Below are 23,439 nucleotides of genomic sequence, written 5' to 3'. Positions count from 1 at the left end.
ATTGGAAATAAAGGGATAAAATCAATTGGAAATATGAAAATCTTGGCAATAAATGGCGGCACACCTTGTCGCGACGTCACTAAAAGTCCTTGGCCTCAATGGCCGGTTTGGGGAAAAGAAGAGGAAGTTGCATTGATCGAGGTACTTAATAGCGGGGTTTGGTCCTATAATGGGCCAAAGGAAATGGAGTTTAATAAACTATTTGCGGAATATACAGGTGTGAAACATGCCATAAGCGTAGTAAACGGAACTGTAACCATGCAAATTGCGCTAGAAGCAATGGGTATAGGCGTTGGCGATGAGGTTATTGTCCCAGGCCTAACCTGGCAAGCTACTGCGGCCACCGTAATCGACGTAAATGCTACTCCCATCTTGGTAGATATTTGTGAGGATACCTGGTGTATTGATCCAAAAGAAATAGAAAAAGCCATAACTCCAAGAACAAAGGCTATTATTCCGGTTCATTTATATGGGGCCTTTGCCGATATGGATGCCGTTATGGACATTGCCAAGAAACATAATCTTTATGTAATTGAGGATTGTGCCCACAAGCACGGAGGTGAATGGAACGGTAAAAAAGCCGGAAGTATTGGTAATGTAGGTAGTTTTAGCTTTCAATTGTCAAAGCACCTAACTGCTGGTGAAGGTGGATCTGTTACTACTGATGACACTGATTTGGCAGAAAAAATGGATGCCCTGAGAAATGTTGGTCGCAGACCGGAAGGAGATTCGTTGATTGGTGCGGACAAAGGGATAGGGGATTATGGTGATGACGGGAATTTTATTCAGTCAGGGAACTATCGGATTACCGAATTTCAAGCCGCTATTCTGGTAGAAGGCTTAAAAAGATTGCCAGAACAGAATGCAAACAGAGATGCCAATGGGGCATACTTAAATACGCTGTTAAAAGAAATAGCAGGGGTAACACCTTTAAGGAGAGATGATCGGGAATCCAAAAAGGCATATTTCAATTTTGCCTTCAGATATAATAAAAAGGAATTTAAGGGCCTCCCCATCGAAAAATTTAGAAGTGCTTTGGAGGCTGAATTGGGAATAATAGTGGATGCATGTTATGAGCCTTTAAATAATTGCTCATTGTATGTGCCACACACTAAACCCGCCAGACATAGATTAAGTGATGCCTATTGGAAGGGCATAGATCCAAAAAGATTTTCATTACCGGTCTGTGAACGTATTTTTGAGGAGGAATCGGTTTGTGTACACCACAAGGTATTGATGGGAACAAAAGCGGATATGGACTTAGTAGCCGAAGCCATAAAGAAGATATATGCCCATACGGAGGAATTGATGGACTAAGCGATTAATCCACTGCCTAGCTTGGTATGCCCAACATTTAAAAAGTGATATATTTAAATAGATGAAAATAATCCTAGTCCTTGTTTTGTTATTTGTATGCCCAGTCCATGCTTTTGCACAAAATTCATTGACAAATACAGGATCTTACAATATGCCTAAAAAAGGAATCTGTGCCCATAGGGGAGCCAATGAAACCCACCCGGAAAACACTTTGGCGGCATTTGAGGAAGCCATTAAGCTGGGGGCACAGATGATCGAGCTTGATGTTCAAATGACCAAGGACAATCAATTGGTTATTATGCACGATGACAAGGTTAATAGGACCACCAATGGGCGGGGACTGGTGAAAGAGCTTAGGCTGAAAAAAATAAAAAAACTCGATGCTGGCAAATGGAAATCAAAAGAATTTAAAAAAGAAAGGGTCCCTACCTTAAAGGAGGCGCTGGACATAATGCCCAGAAATATTTGGCTTAATATCCATTTAAAAGGGGATGAACGTTTGGGTGCTGCAACAGCAGAAGCCGTGATTTCTGCTGACAGGATCCATCAGGCTGTAATTGCTTGTGAAAATGAGGCTGCAGAAGGGGTAAGGCAGGTAAACCCAAACATTATGATGTGCAATATGGAACGTTTATCCACTCGCGCTGAATATATAAATGAAACTATAGAAAAGGACTTCGCATTTCTGCAAATAAAAAGCAGTAGGGACGATGAAAATATGTTGTCGGATGTAAAAAAGCTTAAGGGAAATGGGATTGGTATCAATTATTTTCATTCCGAAGCTGAAAGTCGTGTAAAGGAATTGTTGGATGCGGGGGTCGATTTTATTCTGACCGATAAGTTATCAACAATGCTCCAAGCTTTTGAAAAACACACTTCAAGCTCTTCTGTCAAGCCACAGTAATATATGTAATCGATAAAAAATGGAAAAAATAAAAATAGCCCTGATAGGTGCAGGATTTATATCGGATTATCACGCCCGTGGACTTCAAACGCTAGATGGGGTGGAAATTGTGGCCGTGGTGTCCAAAAACCTAGAAAATGCCCAGAAGTTCGCCCTTAAGTACAACATAAAAGAGGCGTTGAACGATATATCTTCGCTTGTAAAAAGAGATGATCTGGATGCTGTAATTATTAGCACACCCAATCAGTTTCACGCCCCTTATGCCATAGCGTTTTTGCAAAATGGAAAGGATGTTTTTCTTGAAAAACCCATGGGAATGAGTGGTGATGAGGGTAGGCAAATTGCAGAGGTGGCCAAAAAACATAACCAATTGGTGATGGTGGGGCATATGTGGCGTTTTGATACCGATACCCGTTATATAAAGGATACCGTAGATTCAGGAACTATCGGAAGAGTGTTTAAGACCAAAGGCTACGGAATTCACGAAAATTGGGGCCCCTCTGGCTGGTTTACCAAAAAGGAATTGGCAGGGGGCGGAGCATTGGCAGATATGGGGGTACATGCCATTGATGCTGTTAGGTATATCTTGGGAGATCCAAAACCAACCAAAGTATATGCTAGGATTTCTACGGAATTTGGGGACTATGATGTGGACGATACTGCAATCTTGGTCATCACTTGGGATAATGGTACGGAAAGCCTTGTAGAAAGTGGATGGTGGCACCCCCATATGGACGGACCAGAAGCCAGTACCAGCCTGTTTGGCACAAAGGGTTATGCTAATCTGTTTCCTACATTTTTAAAAATGAAAGAAGGTGAAGGTTCGGTAACCACAGTCCCAGAGCTTCCAAAAAGGGAAGATCACTGCGACCAAATAATCTATACCCGTCAAATGGAGCATTTTGTAGATTGTATCAAAACCAGGCAACAACCGGTTCCGGGACTCGCGGAAGGACAAATGGTGCTGGACATTGTAGATGCGGCATATAAATCGGCCGAAACAGGTGAGGTAGTCGACTTAATTTAGGACCTGAACTATTTAAAACTTTTGAAAAATGGCTCTGAGTGATTTAAGGGGTAATATTGAAAACATCATTTTTGACCTGGATGGAACTCTGTGGGACCCCATGCCCATGAGTATTAAGGCCTGGCATACAGCTTTGAATGGATTCGATTGTATTAAAAGCCCCATTTCCGAGGAAGATATACAGGGTATTTTGGGAATGCAGCACGATTTGGTAGGCAAGAAACTATTTCCATATCTAAGCGAAGAGCAACAATTTGAAGTTATGAATAGTTGCTATGTACAGGAGGTGAACGACATTAAGGAGTCCGGAGGGGTATTGTACCAAGGATTGGAAGCAACTTTGAAAACCTTGGGTAAAAAGTATGATCTGTTTATAGTCAGTAATTGTCAGGCCGGCTATATAGAAGCCTTTTATGAATTTCACGGTTTAAGTGCTTATTTCAAAGATTTTGAATGTTCGGGCAATACGGGCTTGTCAAAGACTGAAAATGTAAAAATGGTCATTGAAAGAAACAAACTCGCCAAACCCATCTATATTGGGGATACCATTGGAGATTATACGGCGGCGATTGGGAACCAAATCCCTTTTGTTTTTGCCAAATATGGCTTTGGAGATGTTCCCAAGGCGGAGCATTCTATTAATAAAATAGTGGATCTAGAACTTCTATTTTAACAGCGGAACTTCATCCATTTTTAAGGTGTTGGCTGGTCAAGTAATACTTAATTGGCTTCAACAGCTTTTGTCAATTAGCAGATAAGGGGTAATCTCAATAGTAGTCACTTCGACAGAGTCCCTTTTCGGGGTTGCCGATGCGCTTACAATAATTTAGCAGGCTCACGCTTATTCTGCAAAGCCTCGTTGAGGTATTGGTAAGTTGTGGCTCCGTCCAACCCTTATTTTTTGTACTTTCAAGGCACAATTTATACCTATCCGTGCAATTTTAATGGTTGGTATTAATATTTTGAAAGCTTATATTTGACAATGAGTATAAAATTTTGACAATGTATTTGCGTAGAATTAATGTCCTGATCTTATTTTGTAGCCTAGGTGTTCTCGGAATTTCTTGTGATAGATCACAACAGTTCTCTGAACCTTTACCTAAAGTGGTCGATTTTAATTTTCACGTAAAACCCATATTGGTACAGAATTGTTATTTGTGCCACGGTCCCGACCCAAGTAGTAGAAAAGCGGAATTGCGCCTGGATACTTACGAAGGTGCCACGGCGGCGCTCAAAGAAGGCGGTCATGCCATTGTGCCAGGGAAGACTTCCAAAAGTAATCTGGTGCAGCGTATTTATAATGAAGATCCTGGCCAGATAATGCCACCACCTGAGACCAATCTAAAACTTACCGAGAGGGAAAAAGCCCTTTTGAACAAGTGGATTGACCAAGGGGCGCAATGGAAAGAACATTGGTCCTTTATTAGCCCGGAAACCAAAATGGACCTAGAAGACCCCAATGCCATCGATTTTTTAATAGGCAAGCAAATGGAAGTGAAAGGGTTGGAAAAAGTTCCAATTGCCAATAAAAATTCCCTTATCCGTAGAGTATCCTATTTACTTACCGGCTTACCTCCAAATCCAAAGGAGGTCGAGAAATTTATTGCTGATACCACTAAGGTGGCCTATAATAAAATGGTAGATGTTTATTTGAATTCACCTGCTTTTGGGGAAAGATGGGCAAGACATTGGATGGATTTGGTGCGCTACGCGGAAACAAAAGGCCACGAATTTGATTATACCATAACGGGTGCCTGGAAATACCGTGACTATTTGATCAGGGCATTTAACGAGGATGTACCCTACGATCAAATTTTGAAAGAGCATATCGCCGGGGACTTATTGGAGAATACTAGGGAAAATAAGGAAACCGGAGTTTCCGAATCTAGGCTCGGTACCACTTTCTATGTGATGGGTGAAGGCACCCATAGCCCTGTAGATGTGCGCCAAGACGAGGCAGATCGTATTGATAATATGATAGACGTTACTACCAAGACCTTTCAGGGATTGACGGTTTCCTGTGCAAAATGTCACGATCATAAGTTCGATCCCATTACTGCGGCAGATTATTATGCACTATATGGGGTAATGGAAAGTACTAGGTTTTCGCCTGTTCCAGCCGATGTTAGTAAGGACAAAAAATTGGCGGCCAAGGAATTGGTCGATCTTAAAACCTATATGCGAAAGTTGGTGGCCAGTAAATGGTCAACAGCGAAAAATAGTGCTGAAAATGCAGAACTTGCGCAGAATACGGTAGTAGCCAGGACCAATGAAAATTATACCCTTATAGGTGATTTTAGAGGCAGCGATTTTGATGAATGGACGAGTGATGGTTTTGCTTTTGGACAGCGATCTACCCTGGGCGACCCCATAGTAGATCCGGCTACCGGTAAATTGCTTGGATTGCAGGAGGGGAAGGCTTCCAGCAAGGCAATGGGAATGGGAATTTTTGGAGCCTTACGGTCTCCAAATATGGTCTTGGATAAAGATTTTATTGGGGTTAGGGCCCTTGGTCAAAACAGTAGTATTCGGATAATTATAGACAATTTTCAATTGATCCAAAATCCCATTTATGGGGGAATGGATCAAAAGGTGAATACCGGGAACTGGAATAATTTTGTTTTTAACGTAGCGGCTTGGAAAGGCAGAAAGGCATATATTGAAATTATACCAGGGGGTTATGAGCGCCACATATATAATCTACCTGAGGATGCATTTATAGAGGCACAATATGCCATTGCCTATGATGGCGAATGGCCGGCCGATATGGAAAATGGGATTAGCTTGGAACAGGTCAATGATAATTGGGCCACCTTGGATATCCCTCCGTACAAAGTTAAAATGCTTAACGAAGATCTTAAAAAGGGAAAATTGCCTTTAAATTTCCCTGAATTGAAACCGGTGGTGGATAGCAGCCAACAATTGGTCAATAGATTAAAAACCGATTCCTTTTTTAATGGGATATACGATGGCTACGGAATTGACAGTCCTATTTTTAATAGAGGCAACTATAAGGAGCCCTCTAAGGAGTATATTCCTAGGAGATTTTTATCGGTATTGTCATTGGGCGATTCCGTATTTAAATCTGAAGGTAGCGGTCGTATGGAATTGGCTGAGGTGATGTTGAACAAGGATAATCCTTTAACATCCCGTGTGATGGTAAACCGGATTTGGCACCATTTGTTTGGGAGAGGAATTGTGGAAACTGTTGACAATTTTGGCCTTCAGGGAAAATTGCCATCCCACCCTGAACTCTTGGATTACCTAGCTGTTAAATTTCAGAATGATGGCTGGTCCATAAAAAGCATGATAAGGGCAATAGTTACTTCAGAGACTTTTAAAAGAAGTACTTTAAGGAATGATTTGCTGGCCAATAAGGATCCCAATAATATTTATTTGGCTTCATTTCCTGTAAGAAGGTTGGAGGCTGAGGCCATTCGCGATGGAATACTGGTCGTTACAGAAAGTTTGGATTCCACTATGTACGGGCCACCAGTAGCCACTTATCTTACAGAATTTATGCAAGGTCGTGGGCGGCCTGGGAAATCGGGACCCATTGACGGGGAAGGGCGAAGAAGTATTTATTTGGAGGTCAGAAGAAATTTTTTGGAACCCATGATGACCACCTTTGATCGTCCAATTCCCTTTAGCACATTTGGCAGTAGGAACGTTACCAATGTGCCTTCGCAATCCTTGATATTAATGAACGATCCATTGGTTGCACAACAGGCCGAACTTATGGCCGAAAAATTGATGGAAAAAAGAATGATTGGTTTTGAGGAAAAAGTACAGTGGATTTATATGCAGGCTTTTTCACGTTTGGCAACTTCGGAAGAACTTGAGAAGGCATCCAATTTTTTTGATATGCTAAGGACCATGGAGGGGAAGGCAGATGCTTCGGATAACCAAGAATTGGCAGTATGGAAAGAGTATTGTCATAGTATTTTTAATTTAAAAGAATTCATATACCTTATATAATGGGCCATCATCACAATACTAAACCAAGGGTTATTTCCCGCCGGGAAATGTTGGGCTTATCGGCCGGAGGTTTCGGGTCACTGGCTTTTATGGGCCTTTTTGGGACCCTGCCATTTGGTTGCAAAAGGGCAAGTCATCTAGAAACTGCTTCCAACCTTTATTTGGGACCACATTATTTGCCCAAAGCAAAAAACGTAATCTTTCTCTATATGGATGGGGGTGTATCGCAAGTGGACTCCTTTGATCCCAAACCGCGTCTCACCAGGGAGAACGGGGAGGACCCAAGAAAGAAATTTAAGGTAGATGCCACACAGTTCGACAATGTGGGCAAGATATTAAAAAGTCCCTGGGATTTTAAGCAATACGGGGAATGTGGAATGCCGGTGAGTGATTTGTTTCCACATATTGCTACCTGCGTAGACGACATTGCTCTAATAAGATCCATGGTTTCCAATTTTCCGGAACATACCAATGCCAATTATTTTTTACATACAGGTAGTGGTTTACAGGGACGCCCAAGTATGGGTGCCTGGATGAACTATGGACTGGGGAGCGAGAATAAAAATATACCTGGCTATGTTGTTCTGGACGGAGGGCTGGTTCCCCCAGGAGGATTGGACAATTTTAAGAATGGGTTTTTGCCGGCATCCTATCAGGCTTCTGTATTTAAATCTGGTCCAGAACCTGTAGCCAATATTAATCCAAGGGAAGGCATTAAAAATCTTCAGGAGGAAAAACTTCAGTTTATTAAACAATTGGATAGTAGTTTAATTGGGAAAATTGGAGAGGCCGATGCCGTGGAATCTGCCATTTCCAATTATGAACTTGCCTATAAAATGCAATCCTCCATTCCAGAACTTACCGAGTTTAAGGAGGAAACTGAGGCCACCAAAAAACTGTATGGCATGGATTCCGATGATCCCAATTTGAGGGGGTATGCTTCTCAATGCATCTTGGCAAGAAGGTTGATAGAGAGGGGCGTTAGGTTTGTAGAACTTACTTGTCCCAACGTTGGTCCAGGTGTTGACAGGTGGGACCAGCACAGTAATTTAAAAAAAGGCCATGAAAAAAATGCACATGCCGTTGACCAACCTATTGCCGGATTGCTCAAGGATTTAAAGTCCCGTGGACTTTTGGAGGAAACATTGGTGGTTTGGACCGGAGAATTCGGAAGAACCCCCTTCGCACAGGGATCGGATGGTAGGGACCACAATCCGTCCGCGTTTAGTATGTGGATGGCAGGAGCGGGTGTTAAAGGAGGTACTATCTTTGGCAAAACCGATGAATATGGTTACCGGGTAATAGAAAATGAGGTAACCGTACATGACCTACATGCCACCATTATGCACTTGCTGGGATTGGACCACAAACAATTGACCTTCCGATTTGGGGGCCGTGACATGAGATTGACGGATGTTCACGGGAACCTTGTAAAGGATATTTTAGCCTAAACCAAACTTTAATTTTAATACACGCGAATGAATATTTTTAGCAAAGGACTGCTCTTATTAATGATGTCCCCCCTGTTTTTTGTAAATCAGGCCATTACTTTTCGACCTGATCTTTTCCCCATAAAGGCAAAAGAAATTAGGCATTCGTTTTTTATAGCGGGACCGAATTTTACAGGGATTATTGGAGAGGATGGAGAGGAAATTTGGGATTCCGGAAAAAAGGGCGCAAGGGACGGTTATGTCTTAAAAAATGGCAATATCCTTATTTGTTGGGCAGACGAAGTGCGGGAATACAATAAGAAAAAGAAGGTGGTTTTCACCTATTCCCGAGCAGAGAAAACTATGGAATTGGGAACTGCGGTGCGTTTGTCCAATGGCAATACTATGATTACCGAATCAGGATCAAATCCAAGAATAGTTGAAGTTAATAAAAAAGGGGAGGTGGTTAAAAGTGTTCCTCTAAAACCAGATACCGATAATATTCATATGCAGACACGAATGGCCAGGAAATTGCCCAATGGAAATTACTTGGCACCCCATTTATTGGCCTTTGCCGTTAAGGAATACCAACCGGACGGTAATGTGGTAAATGTTTTTAGAACGGATTTGGCAGATTTGGGAGGTAGGGAAGCAGAAAATTGGCCCTTTACGGCTATTCGCTTGGATAATGGCAATACCTTAGTTACTTTAACCCATGGAAACAAGGTGGTAGAGTTTGATGCCAATGGCAAAGTGGTTTGGGAAATAAACAATGCCCATGTAAAGGAGTCTCCATTTGTTGACCCTTGCGGAGCTCAAAGATTACCCAACGGAAATACGGTAATTGCCAGTTACGGGGCACAAAAGGGAATAAAACTGTTTGAGGTGTCTCCCGATAAATCCTTGGTCTGGAGTTACGACGGACATAGAGTGCATCACTTTCAGATTTTGACTACCAATGGAAAACCTTTGAAGGGTACTCCTCTTAAATAGCATAAATGGGTTTTGTTTTGTTAATGATTGGGGGTATTTTGGATAATCCGCCAGATATCCTGCTGTTTTTAGGAAGATTTCACCCAGTAGTGGTACATCTTCCCATAGGTTTCCTTATTATGGCCATTTTGATACAAATGGCTTCCCGCTGGCCCAAATACAAGCCTTTGGCGATTTACACCCCATTAGCATGGTTTATGGGAGCGGTAAGTGCAGTTGTGGCTGTAATTTTTGGTTATTTCCTATCCCTTAGTGGCGATTATGATGAGGATACCTTGTTTTATCACCAATGGGCTGGTATTGCAGTAATGTTTTTGTCCTTTGGGTGTTACTTTATCAATAAAAAATGGAACAACTCCCTATCTGTTCCTAAATGGATCTTAGTTTTTTTAATCGGTTTTTTACTAATGTATACAGGGCATTTGGGAGGCAACTTAACCCATGGTTCCACCTATTTATGGCAATATGCCCCCAATCCCGTTAGGAATATGGCCGGATTGCCCTCCAAGATGGAGCCACGTAAAAAAGTTGCCGTTTTGGATTCTGCTGATGTGTTTCTGGATTTGGTATTGCCCATGATGCAATCCAAATGTGTTAGTTGTCATAACGAAGGGAAAAAGAAAGGAGGCCTTATGCTTACTTCCTATGAGATGATGATGCTTGGAGGTGAAAGTGATAACACCATTGTACCGGGCGATGCCCTGAAGAGTGAATTGGTACGAAGGATTACCCTACCTATGGAGCATGACGATTTTATGCCATCAGAGGGAAAACTGCCGTTGACGGACCAAGAAGTAGTGTTGATCAAATGGTGGATCAAAATGGGAGCACCGTCCAGCGGTTTTGTTACCCAATTGGATACAGAAAAATCACTCTCCTCTTTGGTAAGTAACTATCTTGGATTGGATAAGAACAATCTTTTTAATAATAAAATTCCTCCTCCCGATCGGGCTGTGGTCGATTCCTTAATAAGTCGTGGATTTGTAATCAATCCTTTGATGAAGGATAATTATTTTCTGGACGCCAATTACAGTTTGAGTGAATACACTCTTAAGGCATCCGATATAGACGTTCTATTAGGTCTAAAGGAGCATTTGGTTTGGTTAAACCTGGGTAATTCCAAGGTGAAGGACGCGTATCTCGAAAAAATCGGGTTATTACATAATTTGGTAAAGCTTGACCTCAAAGGAAATGAAATTACCGATGCGGGATTAAAAAGCTTGTCGCAGTTGGAGAATTTGGAATCGCTTAATCTATATGGCACTAAAGTTTCAAAAGGTATTTTGGAGCTGGTGCCCCAACTAACTAAGTTAAAGAAAATCTATCTCTGGCAAACCGAAGTAAAAAAGGAAACCATAATCCAATTAGAAAAGGAAAATCCAGGCCTTACCATTATTTATGAGCGGGAGTAATTTTGCTTTTCAAGGGTAATTTGTACATTTTTTTGGATGGTAAACTTCATAAATTTGTTTCGTATAAGAAATGATAACCCTGTTCGACTAAGACTTTCTAACACCACTTGAAAATACAGGAAAAATGGAGCGTAAGAACAATAAAAATTTAGGGAACACAAAACTCTCTGTTTTGGATTTGGTGCCTGTAGCCGAGGGATCAACAGCACTGCAATCCATTCAGAAAAGCTTGGAATTGGCTCAACATGTGGAAAATTTGGGCTATGAGCGGTTTTGGATTTCCGAGCATCACAATATGGAAAGCTTGGTGAGTTCGGCCACACCGATTTTAATAGGACATATTGCCCAGGGTACCAAGACAATTAGGGTAGGCTCGGGTGGAGTTATGTTGCCCAATCACGCCCCTTTAATTGTGGCGGAACAATTTGGCACCTTGGAGACACTTTATCCAGGGAGGGTGGACCTGGGTTTGGGAAGAGCTCCGGGAACCGATCAACTAACGGCAAAAGCCTTAAGAAGGGATCGAACGGAAACTGTTCATGATTTTCCAAGGGATATAGTAGCCTTACAGACCTATTTTTCTAAAGAAAACAGTCATGCAGCGGTGCGGGCCATTCCTGGAGAAGGCCTGGAGATTCCAATATATTTACTGGGTTCAAGCACCTTTAGTGCACAATTGGCGGGTGCAAAGGGATTGCCATATGCTTTTGCGAGTCATTTTGCACCAACCCATTTGCACGAGGCCCTTAGGCTTTACCATCAAAATTTTGAGGCTTCACTACAATGTAAGGCTCCCTATACTATTGCCTGTGTAAATGTGATTGCTGCTGAAACGGACGAAAAGGCCAGATACTTGGAGACCAGCCTTCAACAATTGGCCCTAGGAATTATAAGGAATACAAGAAGGCCTTTGCCACCGCCAGTAGAGAGTATGGATGGTATTTGGCAGGGGATGGAAAAAGCCCAAATACAACAAATGATGCACTATAGTTTTGTAGGATCAAGAGAAACTATAAAGGCACAGCTTACCGATTTTATTGAAGCAACCCGGGTCAATGAAATAATGGCGGTATCCCACATTTTTGATCATCAGGACCGTTTAAAGTCCTATGAAATTTTGAGTAGTCTACTAAGTGGGGAGTAATGTTCCTTTATAAGGTTTATTTATTCCTATGTTCATAATTTTGGCTTCATGAAGTGTGGATGACAAATTTTAGCTAATTTGTACTATTATAAGATTTGCCATATGTGTAAAAGGAAATTTTTTATTTTGTGCCTATGCGGGATAATGATGTCTTGCAAATCTGAAATACAAAGTCAGGAGAAAATGCTAAAGGTCAAAGAAATAGAATTTAAAGGACAAGCTGGTTTGGAACAGGTATCCCAACTCTTGGAAGAGCATGCTGAACTGCAGACGATCGACTTAATAAATTGGGATCAATTTTCTTACCGGCCCGATGTGGCTTTCAGGATAGCGCACAGCAATAATGCCATTTGGCTAAAATATTATGTCAAGGAAAATCACATACTTGCCAGCGTTGGAGAGACTAATGGTCCAGTGGCCCGGGACAGTTGTGTGGAATTCTTTTTTGATCCCTCGGGCGACGGGAATTATTATAATTTTGAATTCAATTGTATTGGCACTGTGCATTTGGCTTATGGTCCGGGAAGAGGTCAGCGTCAATTTGTTGACCCAAATACTATACGCAATTTGATTGAGGTACAAAGCTCCCTGGGAGCTCAAACTTTCACGGAAAGGACAGGCGATTTTACATGGGAAATGACCATACTCATACCTGCTGAAATCCTAACCTATAATCCCGAGATTAAATTAAAGGGTTTACAGGGCGGAGCAAATTTTTATAAGTGTGGCGACGCTACTTCACAACGCCATTATCTGACCTGGAATCCGGTTGGAACCGAAAAGCCCGATTATCACAGACCCGAATTTTTTGGCAAACTAATTTTTCAATAAAGAATAACAGGGTAATTCCAAGTCACTTCAGGAGCAAGATATTTTAAAGGGGTATTTTTTGTAATCCTTCAATAGAAATCGCACTTTTATTTCAATTGGACAATTTAATTGTTAAATATTGGAAATAAAATAGGTAGATTTTCCAAAGTATTATTAAATTTAAGATGTGTTCGTACACATCTTATAAAGTTTAAGGCAGGAATTACATGCAGGCTGAATATATTATTATCGGGTAATACAACAATTCCAGTCCAAATCATATTTGGGGAATAATTGGTTTTGGTGAAAATTGCCCATGATGGAGAGTCAATCACAGGTTTATTAAATATACAATCAATGCCCATTTCCCCTCATTTCAAAAAACTAATTTTTTGTATTGTGCCTGTATTTACTTTGGTCGAATGTGTGGAGCAGCCACCTAACGCAGGTCTTTTTTTACCCGATGGATTCAAGGCGGTCGTGGTTGTGGACAGTGTGGAGGAAAAGGTGCGACACATAGCAGTGACCGATGATGGCATATTATATGGCAAACTTAGAAATTCAAGTGAAAAGGGGGGAATAGTAGTCCTGCAGGATAAAAATAATGATGGCAGGGCAGATGTCATGGAAAAATTCGGGGCTTACCGTAAGCTTCAGAAATGGAGTTATTCCACCGCCATGAGGATCTACAACGGTTATTTATATTTTAGTTCTGAGTTGGTAGTTTATCGCTATAAGTTAAAACCAGGAACATTAATTCCCGAAGGGGAAATGGAAATAGTCATGACCGATGACCATGAGCATGGTAAGCATGAACACATTGGAAAGCCAATTGCTTTTGATAATAAGGGCTATATGTATGTTCCCTTTGGTGCCCCTTCCAATGCGTGTCAAAACCCTAAACGGACCTCTGGGGCACCTGGGATAGATCCATGTCCACAATTGGAGGACCATGCCGGTGTTTGGCGTTTTGATGCCAACAAACTGGGACAGACCCAAAAAGACGGTTACAAATATGCCTCAGGCATACGGAGTGTTGTGGCCATGGATTGGAATTCTGAGGACGAAAATCTGTATATTGTAATGCACGGACGGGATGATTTGCTGAGATTATTTCCAAATATCTATTCCGGTTGGGAAAGTGCCTTGCTCCCTTCTGAAGAATTTATAAGGGTTACTGAAGGTTCAAATTTTGGATGGCCCTATTGTTATTATGACCAAATGCAGGAGAAAAAGGTGCTTGCTCCTGAATATGGGGGCGACGGAAACATAATTGGGAGATGTCAGGAATTTGATGACCCTATAATGGGCTTTCCTGGACACTGGGCACCAAACGATTTGGTTTTTTATGATGGTGACAAGTTGCCAGAACGATATAAAAATGGGGCTTTTATTGCCTTTCATGGCTCAACCAATAGAGCACCTTACCCCCAATCCGGGTATTTTGTGGGATTTGTTCCTTTTAAGGATGGTAAGCCTAGCGGTGATTGGGAAATTTTTGCGGATGGTTTTGCGGTGGTAGATCCTATTGTAAGTGTTAAAGATGCCCATTACAGGCCCATGGGTATTGCTTTTGGTCCAGACGACAGTATGTATATTTCGGATTCGGTCAAAGGGACAATATGGAAGATTATATTCGAGGGCAACAAGGGTAAATTTGGCCAAGAACAATTGGCTGAAATGGAAAAAAGAAAATTGTTGTCGCACATAAGAACACCGGATGTAAACAAGGATAATCTTTTGGCTGGTGAATTTACAGGCGGTGAAAAAGTTTATTACACCTATTGTAGTACCTGTCATCAAAAGGATGGCCAAGGAGCCACTGGTAGGTTTCCGCCTTTGAACGGGACGGACTGGGTAGTAGGGGACAAGGAGAGGTTGATAAACGTAATTTTAAAAGGAATGGAAGGCTCCATCGAGGTGAATGGGGAGGTCTACAATGGGGTAATGCCACAGCACAGTTTTTTGAGCGATGAAGAGGTGGCCGATGTACTGACCTATATTAGGACCAATTTTGGGAATGATGCAGGAGAGATAAGTAAGGAAGACGTAAAAAAGGCAAGAATCAGTTTATAGAAATTATAGGCTAGGTGTTTATATCAACTAATACTTTTAAAAAATGAAAAATACACTAAAAAATCGGATTTGGATTATTGTTTTATTACTAGCTACAACTTCTTCCTTGACCGCACAGGACTACGACATCTTGGTCAAGGGGGGGCATGTAATAGACGCGAAAAATAATCTGGACCAAGTAGCGGATGTGGCCATAAAAGATGGTAAAATAGCGAAAGTCGATTCCAAAATTCCAGAAAACCTGGCCAAAACGGTGATAGATGCAAAGGGGTTAATAGTGGCTCCCGGACTCCTTGATATTCATGGGCACAATTTTTTTGGGACCGAGGAAGATGCGTACCTAAGTAATAGTTATAGTGCCTTGCCCCCTGATGGGTTTACCTTTAGAAGTGGCGTTACCACTATAGTTGATGTAGGAGGTGCCGGATGGAAGAATTTTAAGACGTTCAAGGCACAGACGATAGATAAATCCAAAACAAGGGTATTGTCCTTCTTAAACATCATAGGATCGGGCATGAAGGGGGGAGCCATTGAACAGAATATAGAGGATATGAACCCTAAGATGACCGCTTACGTGGCCTTGCAGAACAAGGGTACTATAGTAGGGGTAAAATTGGCCCATTACAGTGGCTTTGACTGGGAGCCTGTAAATAAGGTGGTTGAAGCGGGTAACTTGGCAGATATACCGGTTATGATCGATTTTGGGGGCAGTGAACCCGAGTTGTCCTTGGAAACATTGCTCATTGAAAAACTTCGTCCTGGGGACATCTTTACCCATGCCTATGCCCATGTAAAAGGAAGAACTCCTGTAGTGGATGAAAATGGCAAGGTAAGGAAGTATGTCTTCGACGCCCAAAAACGTGGGATTGTTTTTGATGTTGGCCATGGCGGTGGCAGCTTTGTATTTGAGCAAGCCATTCCGGCCATAAAACAGGGTTTTTTACCTAATTCCATAAGCACGGATCTGCATACGGGAAGTATGAACGGGGGAATGAAGGATATGCTCAATATTATGTCGAAGTTCATCAATATGGGGTTGACCCCAAAACAGGTCATCGAGTGTGCGACTTGGAATCCTTCCCAATATATTAAACGTACGGATTTGGGACACTTAACGGTCGGAGCTGTGGCGGACCTAACAATTCTAAACCTAAGAAAGGGGAACTTCGGTTTTATTGATACACAGGGAAAGAGAATGATGGGCGACCAAAAATTGGAATGTGAACTAACCCTAAGGGAGGGTGCAGTGGTATGGGACCTGAATGGTATTTCCCGACCCATGTGGAATTCCAAATAAGCTCGCTTACTTGGAACTAACTGTAGTAAATACATTGTATTGTTGACTTGGATTAATCTATAAAAAATGAATTATGCTTAGTAGGAGAAAATTATTAAAAACCTTATCCAGTGTACCAGTGGTGGGCGGACTGGTAGGTACGGGACTATTAACACCACAACTGCTTAGTGCGGCAGTAACCGAACCGGCAAAACGGAATTTTTTCAAGGAGCTTGGGATACGCACATTTATTAATGCTGCTGGAACCTATACTTCTATGACCGGTTCATTAATGGCCGACGAGGTGACCTCGGCTATTGTATTTGGTGCTACCGAATATGTAGATTTGGATGAGCTTCAGGACAAGGTTGGCGAAAGAATAGCCGAATTGTTAGAGTGTGAATATGCTACGGTATCTTCAGGGGCATTCGGGGCCATGTCCATAGGTCTAGCGGGGGTCATTTCTGGAATGGATTCCAAAATAGCCGCCCAACTTCCTGATACTAACGGACTAAAGCACGAAGTAATAATTCAGGAAGGCCATAATATTGGTTATACCCATGCCCTTTTAAATGTTGGTGCCAAACTAGTGGTGGTAAAAACAGCCAAGGAGATGGAGAAGGCCATTAATAAAAACACGGCAATGCTCTGGTTTTTAAATGCCAATACGGACAATGGTGAGATTAAATATGATGAATTTTTAGCTATTGGAAAAAAACACAATATTCCGACTTTTATAGATTGTGCCGCTGACGTACCCCCAGTGGAGAACTTATTTAAATTTACCAAGATGGGGTTCGATTTAGTGGCCTTTTCAGGAGGAAAAGGAATTAGGGGGCCGCAGAGTGCTGGATTATTGTTAGGCAAAAAGGACCTTATTAAAGCGGCTAGGATACATACTCCACCACGTGGAAGCACTATTGGTAGGGGGATGAAAGTAAACAAGGAAGAGGTTTTGGGGATGTTGGTGGCCCTGGAAATGTATTTGGCCAAAGATCATGAAAAGGAATGGGAGCTATGGGAAAATCAAATCAAATTAATTAGCGACAGTGCCCTATCCGTAAAAGGAGTGCAGACAGAAATACATGTGCCCCCTTATGCCAACCACGTCCCTTCCCTGCGAATTAAATGGGATAGCAATTTAGTTAAGATAACCCCAGAAGAAGCCAGGAAAAAGTTAATGGAAGGCCACCCCGCGATAGCTACAGTGGGCGACAAGGAAACAATAGGCATGACCACCTGGATGATGGATCCCGGGCAGGAAAGAATAGTCGCCAAACGAATTAGGGAAGTATTGGAGAATGTATAGTTAATAGAGTATATTTTAAAAATAAGCGTATGAATTTTAAGTATTTTTTAGTCCTTTTAATAGCCTTCATGACCATTTCCTGCAATACAAAAAAAGAAGATGTGGAGGCGCCAGTTAATATTGAAACTCCTGTGATCCCGGCCGATTATGATCCGGAGGAAAAACTTAAGGAAATGGGCATAACCTTAATGGAGGCCAGTGCTCCAGTAGCGAATTATGTAAATGCCGTTCGCTCTGGAAATCTCATCTTTCTCTCCGGAAAAGGCCCTTTGCAAGCCAATGGGGAAAATATAGAGGGTAAGGTCGGGACAGATCTAACCATAGAGGAGGGTTATGAGGCTGCCCGAATTACGGGGATCAATCAGTTATCCGTCTTAAAATCGGAATTGGGAAACCTAAATAAGGTAGTTCGGGTGGTTAAAGTCTTGGGAATGGTAAATGCAGGACCGGATTTTCCCGATCATCCCAAGGTGATCAATGGATATTCAGATTTAATGGTGGCCGTATTTGGAGATAGGGGTAAACATGCCCGTGCTGCAGTAGGTATGGGGTCCCTTCCCGGAAATATAGCCGTGGAGATTGAAATGATCGTAGAGGTAATGCCGGATTAAATTTGAAATAAATCTGTTTTTTTTCTTTTATACTGTCACAATGTAATCTGCTATGGGCGCCGGCTTACAGCTGTTGTAATTCTATTAATGAGTCGGGGGCGATTTTTATGTAACCAACGAACTATGAGTATTAATGAATTCCCCTTCCCAGTTTTTGAAGAGGAATATTGTTATATTTATTAGTTAAACTCAATTTTGAGAAGTCAGTAAGACGCACTGAAAATTGTAAGTTGAACTAATCCCGCCTTTTTCGGCGGGATCTAGGTTCAATACCTCGATCCTTGGGTCGCTTCCTATTATTGGGTTCAGGGCTTGCCCTGAGGTTTAATACCTTTTATGATAGTTTTTGGAAAAGTCCGCAACTAAGGCTGGGCTATACCCTAATTTCAAATCTTTAACAGATGAAAAAACTCCTAATCAAAAATATGGTTTGTGACCGATGTAAAACTCTTCTGCAACAAGAGTTTGAAAAAGCGGGGATAACCATGGTGTCCATAGAATTGGGAGAAATCGTTTATAAGGAGCACAAGGATATTAATATTGACGATATAGAGGGTATCCTTAAGAGCAATGGCTTCGAACTAGTGAAGGATACTACCGAAATGATTATTGAAAATATAAAAATCGAATTAATTAAATCTATCAATACTTCGGAAAAGGATCTCTCCCAAAACATGTCTATGTACCTCTCCAAAAAACTAAATAAAGAGTATTCCATTTTAAGTAAAACGTTCAGTAAGGCGAAAGGGATGACCATAGAAAAATACTATATCGATCTAAAGATCGAAAAGGCCAAGGAGCTCATCCAAATGAACGAGCTCAATTTTTCTGAAATAGCTTATACCTTAAATTACAAAAGTAGCAGTCATTTGGCCTCGCAGTTTAAGTCGGTCACCGGCATGTCTATGGGAGAGTACAAAAAATTACAACAATGGGATAGAAAACCGCTGGACAAAATTATGTAAAGAAACTCCATAATTCTAAAAAGTGTTCCGTGTCGATATGACTATTTTTACTTACGAATTAAAAATGCTTGGAGATGAGACACACCTATAAGATACACGGAATGACCTGTAACGGTTGCAGGGCGCATGTAGAGAATACCTTAAATGCGGTGGAAGGCGTTACCCACGCAACGGTAGATCTGGAAAAGGCCGAAGCTATCATTGAAATGGACGGGCATATACCTCTATCCACATTTAAAAAGGCCTTGGAAGATGATGGCGGTGCCTATGGTATTTCTATGCCAAGGGAAGAACACGAGGATCATTCCCCTAAAAAACAAAAGTCTAGTGGGTCCGGTACAGGAACGTTTTATTGTCCCATGCATTGTGAGGGAGATAAGACCTATGATCAATGGGGGGATTGTCCGGTTTGTGGAATGGATTTGGTGGAAGAGGTAAAAATGAATGTCAATGACGGGACGCCATACACCTGTCCCATGCACCCTGAGATTATTGAGGATGAACCAGGGTCCTGTTCCATCTGTGGAATGGATCTTGTGCCACTAAAGGCAGATATTTCCGCAGAGGAGAAAAACTATAAAAAATTATTGAAGAAGTTTTGGCTAGCCCTTGCCTTTACGTTGCCAATTTTTCTTATTGCCATGTCGGAGATGGTTCCCAATAACCCATTGTATGCTATTTTGGATATGAAATATTGGAATTGGATCCAATTTGGATTGTCCATTCCCGTGGTATTTTATGCAACTTGGATGTTTTTTGAGAGGGCTTATCGCTCCATAATGACATGGAATTTAAATATGTTTACCCTTATTGGGATTGGATCTGGGGTGGCCTGGTTATTTAGTGTGTTCGGGATGCTTTTTCCGGATATTTTCCCTTCCCAGTTCAAAACCCATCACGGTACCGTACATGTTTATTTTGAGGCCGCTACAGTAATATTGACCCTAGTTTTGTTGGGGCAGCTTTTGGAGGCCCGGGCCCATAGTAAGACCAACAATGCTGTAAAAGAGCTGTTGAAACTGGCGCCCAATAAAGCCATTAAAGTGGTGGATGGAAAGGAAGAAGTTATTGCCATCGATAAAATTGAAATTGGGGATATGCTGCGGGTCAAACCCGGAGACAAGATTCCTGTGGATGGGGTCATTCATGAGGGAATGAGCTCAGTGGACGAATCCATGATTACGGGAGAACCCATACCGGTGGATAAGAATAAAGGGGACCAAGTTAGTTCCGGAACTATCAATGGAAACCAATCCTTTGTGATGAAAGCGGAAAAAGTGGGCTCGGACACTTTGCTGGCCCAAATAATTGATATGGTCAATAAGGCTAGTCGTAGTCAGGCCCCCATTCAGAAATTGGCGGATAGGATTTCAGGTTATTTTGTTCCTGTGGTGGTATTGGTTTCCTTAATTACTTTTATTGTTTGGGCTGTTTTTGGTCCCGAACCCAAATATGTCTATGCCCTGGTAAATGCTATTGCGGTATTGATCATAGCCTGTCCCTGTGCCTTGGGCTTGGCCACACCAATGTCTGTTATGGTAGGAATAGGTAAAGGGGCCCAATCTGGGGTGCTCGTGAAAAATGCGGAGGCTTTGGAGAAAATGAACAAAATTGATACTCTAATTATTGATAAGACAGGAACAATTACAGCAGGAAAGCCATCCGTGGAAAAAGTCGTGGTCACCTCGGACGAATACTCCGGGAAAGAAGTGTTGCAATACATTGTATCACTCAATCAAATGAGCAAACATCCCTTGGCGGAGGCAACGGTTGCATACGGGAAGGAACAAAGAGCGGAAATATTGAAGGTGTCGGAATTTCATTCGGTCACCGGGAAGGGCGTAACCGGAATTATCGAAGGGAAAAAGCTGGCATTGGGCAATGAAAGAATGATGGAGGAATTCAAGGCCACAATGTCGGAGGTGCTTATCAATAAGGTTAAATCACAGCAGCAGCTTGGCAAAACGGTTTCCATGATTTCAGTGGATGGTACTGCGGTTGGATTTGTTGTGATTACAGACAAAATAAAAGAAACAAGCAAAAAGGCCATTTCAGAACTGCAATCTTTGGGAATATCCGTAATCATGTTGACAGGTGACAACTATGATACGGCAAAGGCTGTGGCCGGGGAACTAGATCTTATCAAGTTCAAAGCTGGGATGCTTCCTCAGGACAAGCTGAATGAAATGGAAAGCTTACAGGAACAGGGCAAAAAAGTGGCGGTGGCAGGCGATGGTATAAACGACGCACCGGCCTTGGCAAAGAGCGAGGTTGGGATTGCCATGGGAACAGGCACCGATGTCGCTATTGAAAGTGCCTCCATTACTTTGGTAAAGGGAGATTTACAGGGAATTGTAAAAGCTAGGAACCTAAGTGTAAAGGTGATGGGAAATATTAAACAAAACCTATTTTTTGCACTGGTATATAATACGCTTGGTGTCCCCATTGCAGCTGGTGTTCTATATCCATTTTTTGGACTACTATTATCACCCATGATAGCCGCTTTGGCCATGAGCTTTAGTTCGGTTTCCGTAATTGCGAATGCCCTGAGATTGCGAAATGCGGATATTTCTTGATTCGGCACCTTCCTGAAAATTGACAAAATATACCATGGTTTATTATTTTAATCTTTACATAACGATCTAATAACTTTAAAAAATTCATTTAAACTTAAAAAGGGGGGAATATTGTCTTTTAATATTTATCTTTTGAGAACTTTTACACCAAACTGCCATCATTTTTGAAGCTAGTAAAAAAAGATATTTCGTTTTTGCTGTATGGGGCATTTGCCTCCTTTGGCACTTATTTTTGCATGTATGCCTTTCGTAAGCCTTTTACAGTAGCCACGTTTGAGGATCTTTCTTTTGCTGGGGTCGATTACAAGATAATCTTGATTATAGCCCAGGTTATGGGCTATATGCTTTCTAAATTTATAGGTATCAAAGTAATTTCCGAGCTTCAGCCCAACAAGAGAATATATTATCTTTTGGGCTTAATTCTTGCAGCTGAGGTAAGTCTACTTTTGTTCGCCATAACTCCTGCCCCCTATAATTTTATATTTATGTTTATAAATGGACTTCCGTTGGGGATGGTCTGGGGAATTGTATTTTCATATTTGGAAGGTAGAAAGTTTACCGAATTTTTGGGTGTGGCTTTGTGTTCCAGCTTTATTGTATCCAGTGGTGCGGTAAAATCTGTTGGTCTTTTGGTTATGGAAAACTTGCAGGTGTCCCAATTTTGGATGCCATCTGTTACTGGAGCTGTTTTTTTGGCTCCTTTTGTGTTTTTTGCCTGGTTATTGAATAGAATGCCCCAACCTACAGAGGAGGATAAGGAACTTAGAACAGAACGGCAACCTATGACAGGAAAGGATAGGAAAAGGGTTTTTCTTGCGTTCTTGTTCCCGATTATAATTTTGGTTTTTTTCTACACTTTTTTAACGGCATTGCGCGATTTCAGGGATAATTTTTCCAGGGAGATCTGGGATGCCTTAGGTTTTGAGGGGGATGCCGCCATATATACCTTATCGGAACTGCCTATCGCCATATTGGTACTGGTTATCATAGGTTTTTTGGGAGTGATCAAAAATAATTATAAGGCTTTTGTCTCCTATCATTACCTATTGCTTTTTGGCACTATTGCCATTGGTCTTTCTACCTTGTTGTTTCAAATGGATTTAATTTCGCCTATTCTTTGGATGATCAGTGTTGGTTTTGGACTCTATATATGCTATGTTCCTTTTAACTGTATTTTTTTCGATCGCATGATAGCCACTTTCCGTATAAAGGGCAATGCAGGATACCTAATATATATTGCGGATGCTTTCGGTTATTTGGGCAGTATGGGAGTACTGCTTTATAAGAATTTTGGTCAGAGCTCCCTTTCTTGGCTAAATTTCTTTATGGCCAGCACTTATTTAATCGCCGTTTTGGGGTCTATTATTACTTTAGTTTCACTTTTCTACTTTAAAAGGAAATACAAGAAGAATTTATTGGTGGAAAAGTCGGAAATACACTTGGTAGAGGTTTAAATTTTCTACTGTTTATTCCCCGTTATCACTCCTTAAATTTCTTTTAGGGATGCACTTTTCTTAGAACTTCTTAAGTACTATTTTGTTCTTTTCTTGTCTCATTTGTGACCTTAACGTTGTTTTAACAATTAAGCACATTTCATTGCAATCTTTTAAT

Annotated in this window: 17 protein-coding genes; all 17 read left to right on the top strand. The window is 41.5% G+C overall.

Annotated features, from left to right (window positions below):
* Positions 1 to 33: 33 nt before the first annotated feature.
* The 17 genes from MWU84_RS06495 (at position 34) to MWU84_RS06415 (ending at position 23,282) form a co-directional block, all read left to right on the top strand.
* Positions 34 to 1,317 carry a DegT/DnrJ/EryC1/StrS family aminotransferase gene (locus MWU84_RS06495; RefSeq protein ID WP_246899675.1) on the top strand — a complete coding sequence of 428 codons (1,284 nt, stop codon included), beginning with the start codon at positions 34 to 36 and terminating at the stop codon, positions 1,315 to 1,317.
* A 61-nt stretch (positions 1,318 to 1,378) separates the two neighbouring features.
* Positions 1,379 to 2,221: a glycerophosphodiester phosphodiesterase family protein gene (locus MWU84_RS06490; RefSeq protein WP_246899672.1), complete on the top strand. Its 843-nt coding sequence runs from the start codon at positions 1,379 to 1,381 to the stop codon at positions 2,219 to 2,221.
* 19 nt (positions 2,222 to 2,240) lie between these two features.
* Positions 2,241 to 3,248 (top strand): Gfo/Idh/MocA family oxidoreductase, encoded by a 1,008-nt coding sequence (locus MWU84_RS06485; RefSeq protein ID WP_246899668.1) that lies wholly within the window; start codon positions 2,241 to 2,243, stop codon positions 3,246 to 3,248.
* 28 nt (positions 3,249 to 3,276) lie between these two features.
* Positions 3,277 to 3,921: an HAD family hydrolase gene (locus MWU84_RS06480; RefSeq protein ID WP_246899665.1), complete on the top strand. Its 645-nt coding sequence runs from the start codon at positions 3,277 to 3,279 to the stop codon at positions 3,919 to 3,921.
* A 329-nt stretch (positions 3,922 to 4,250) separates the two neighbouring features.
* Positions 4,251 to 7,226, top strand: a complete 2,976-nt coding sequence (locus tag MWU84_RS06475) for a PSD1 and planctomycete cytochrome C domain-containing protein (protein ID WP_246899663.1) — start codon at positions 4,251 to 4,253, stop codon at positions 7,224 to 7,226.
* Complete coding sequence (locus tag MWU84_RS06470) at positions 7,226 to 8,677, top strand: DUF1501 domain-containing protein (RefSeq protein WP_246899661.1); 1,452 nt, start codon at positions 7,226 to 7,228, stop codon at positions 8,675 to 8,677. The genes MWU84_RS06475 and MWU84_RS06470 overlap by 1 nt, the downstream gene beginning before the upstream one ends.
* A 27-nt stretch (positions 8,678 to 8,704) precedes the next feature.
* A complete protein-coding gene (locus MWU84_RS06465; RefSeq protein ID WP_246899658.1) occupies positions 8,705 to 9,649 on the top strand; it encodes a hypothetical protein in 945 nt (314 codons plus the stop codon).
* A gap of 5 nt (positions 9,650 to 9,654) precedes the next feature.
* Positions 9,655 to 11,061: a c-type cytochrome domain-containing protein gene (locus MWU84_RS06460; RefSeq protein ID WP_246899656.1), complete on the top strand. Its 1,407-nt coding sequence runs from the start codon at positions 9,655 to 9,657 to the stop codon at positions 11,059 to 11,061.
* Positions 11,062 to 11,185: 124 nt separating this feature from the next.
* Positions 11,186 to 12,205, top strand: coding sequence for an LLM class flavin-dependent oxidoreductase (locus MWU84_RS06455; protein ID WP_246899652.1), 1,020 nt, complete (start codon positions 11,186 to 11,188; stop codon positions 12,203 to 12,205).
* Between the two features lie 183 nt (positions 12,206 to 12,388).
* Positions 12,389 to 13,036 (top strand): carbohydrate-binding family 9-like protein, encoded by a 648-nt coding sequence (locus MWU84_RS06450; RefSeq protein ID WP_246899648.1) that lies wholly within the window; start codon positions 12,389 to 12,391, stop codon positions 13,034 to 13,036.
* Between the two features lie 378 nt (positions 13,037 to 13,414).
* Entirely contained in the window at positions 13,415 to 15,091 is a 1,677-nt protein-coding gene (locus MWU84_RS06445) for a c-type cytochrome (protein ID WP_246899645.1), read from the top strand.
* Positions 15,092 to 15,134: 43 nt separating this feature from the next.
* Positions 15,135 to 16,388, top strand: a complete 1,254-nt coding sequence (locus tag MWU84_RS06440; protein ID WP_246899642.1) for an amidohydrolase/deacetylase family metallohydrolase — start codon at positions 15,135 to 15,137, stop codon at positions 16,386 to 16,388.
* A gap of 73 nt (positions 16,389 to 16,461) precedes the next feature.
* Complete coding sequence (locus MWU84_RS06435) at positions 16,462 to 17,676, top strand: aminotransferase class V-fold PLP-dependent enzyme (RefSeq protein ID WP_246899640.1); 1,215 nt, start codon at positions 16,462 to 16,464, stop codon at positions 17,674 to 17,676.
* A 29-nt stretch (positions 17,677 to 17,705) separates the two neighbouring features.
* Positions 17,706 to 18,287, top strand: coding sequence for a RidA family protein (locus MWU84_RS06430; RefSeq protein WP_246899637.1), 582 nt, complete (start codon positions 17,706 to 17,708; stop codon positions 18,285 to 18,287).
* 401 nt (positions 18,288 to 18,688) lie between these two features.
* Complete coding sequence (locus MWU84_RS06425) at positions 18,689 to 19,252, top strand: helix-turn-helix transcriptional regulator (RefSeq protein WP_246899635.1); 564 nt, start codon at positions 18,689 to 18,691, stop codon at positions 19,250 to 19,252.
* 74 nt (positions 19,253 to 19,326) lie between these two features.
* The gene (locus tag MWU84_RS06420) at positions 19,327 to 21,828 is read left to right on the top strand and encodes a heavy metal translocating P-type ATPase (RefSeq protein WP_246899633.1); all 2,502 of its coding nucleotides are present in this window, start codon (positions 19,327 to 19,329) and stop codon (positions 21,826 to 21,828) included.
* A gap of 164 nt (positions 21,829 to 21,992) precedes the next feature.
* Complete coding sequence (locus MWU84_RS06415) at positions 21,993 to 23,282, top strand: DUF5690 family protein (RefSeq protein ID WP_246899631.1); 1,290 nt, start codon at positions 21,993 to 21,995, stop codon at positions 23,280 to 23,282.
* The last annotated feature ends 157 nt before the right edge of the window (positions 23,283 to 23,439 follow it).

It is taken from the genome of Arenibacter sp. F20364, assembly GCF_023015905.1.
Classification (GTDB): Bacteria; Bacteroidota; Bacteroidia; order Flavobacteriales; family Flavobacteriaceae; genus Arenibacter.
Note: the sequence above shows the minus strand (reverse complement) of the source record. Positions and strands in the feature narration are given on the sequence as shown.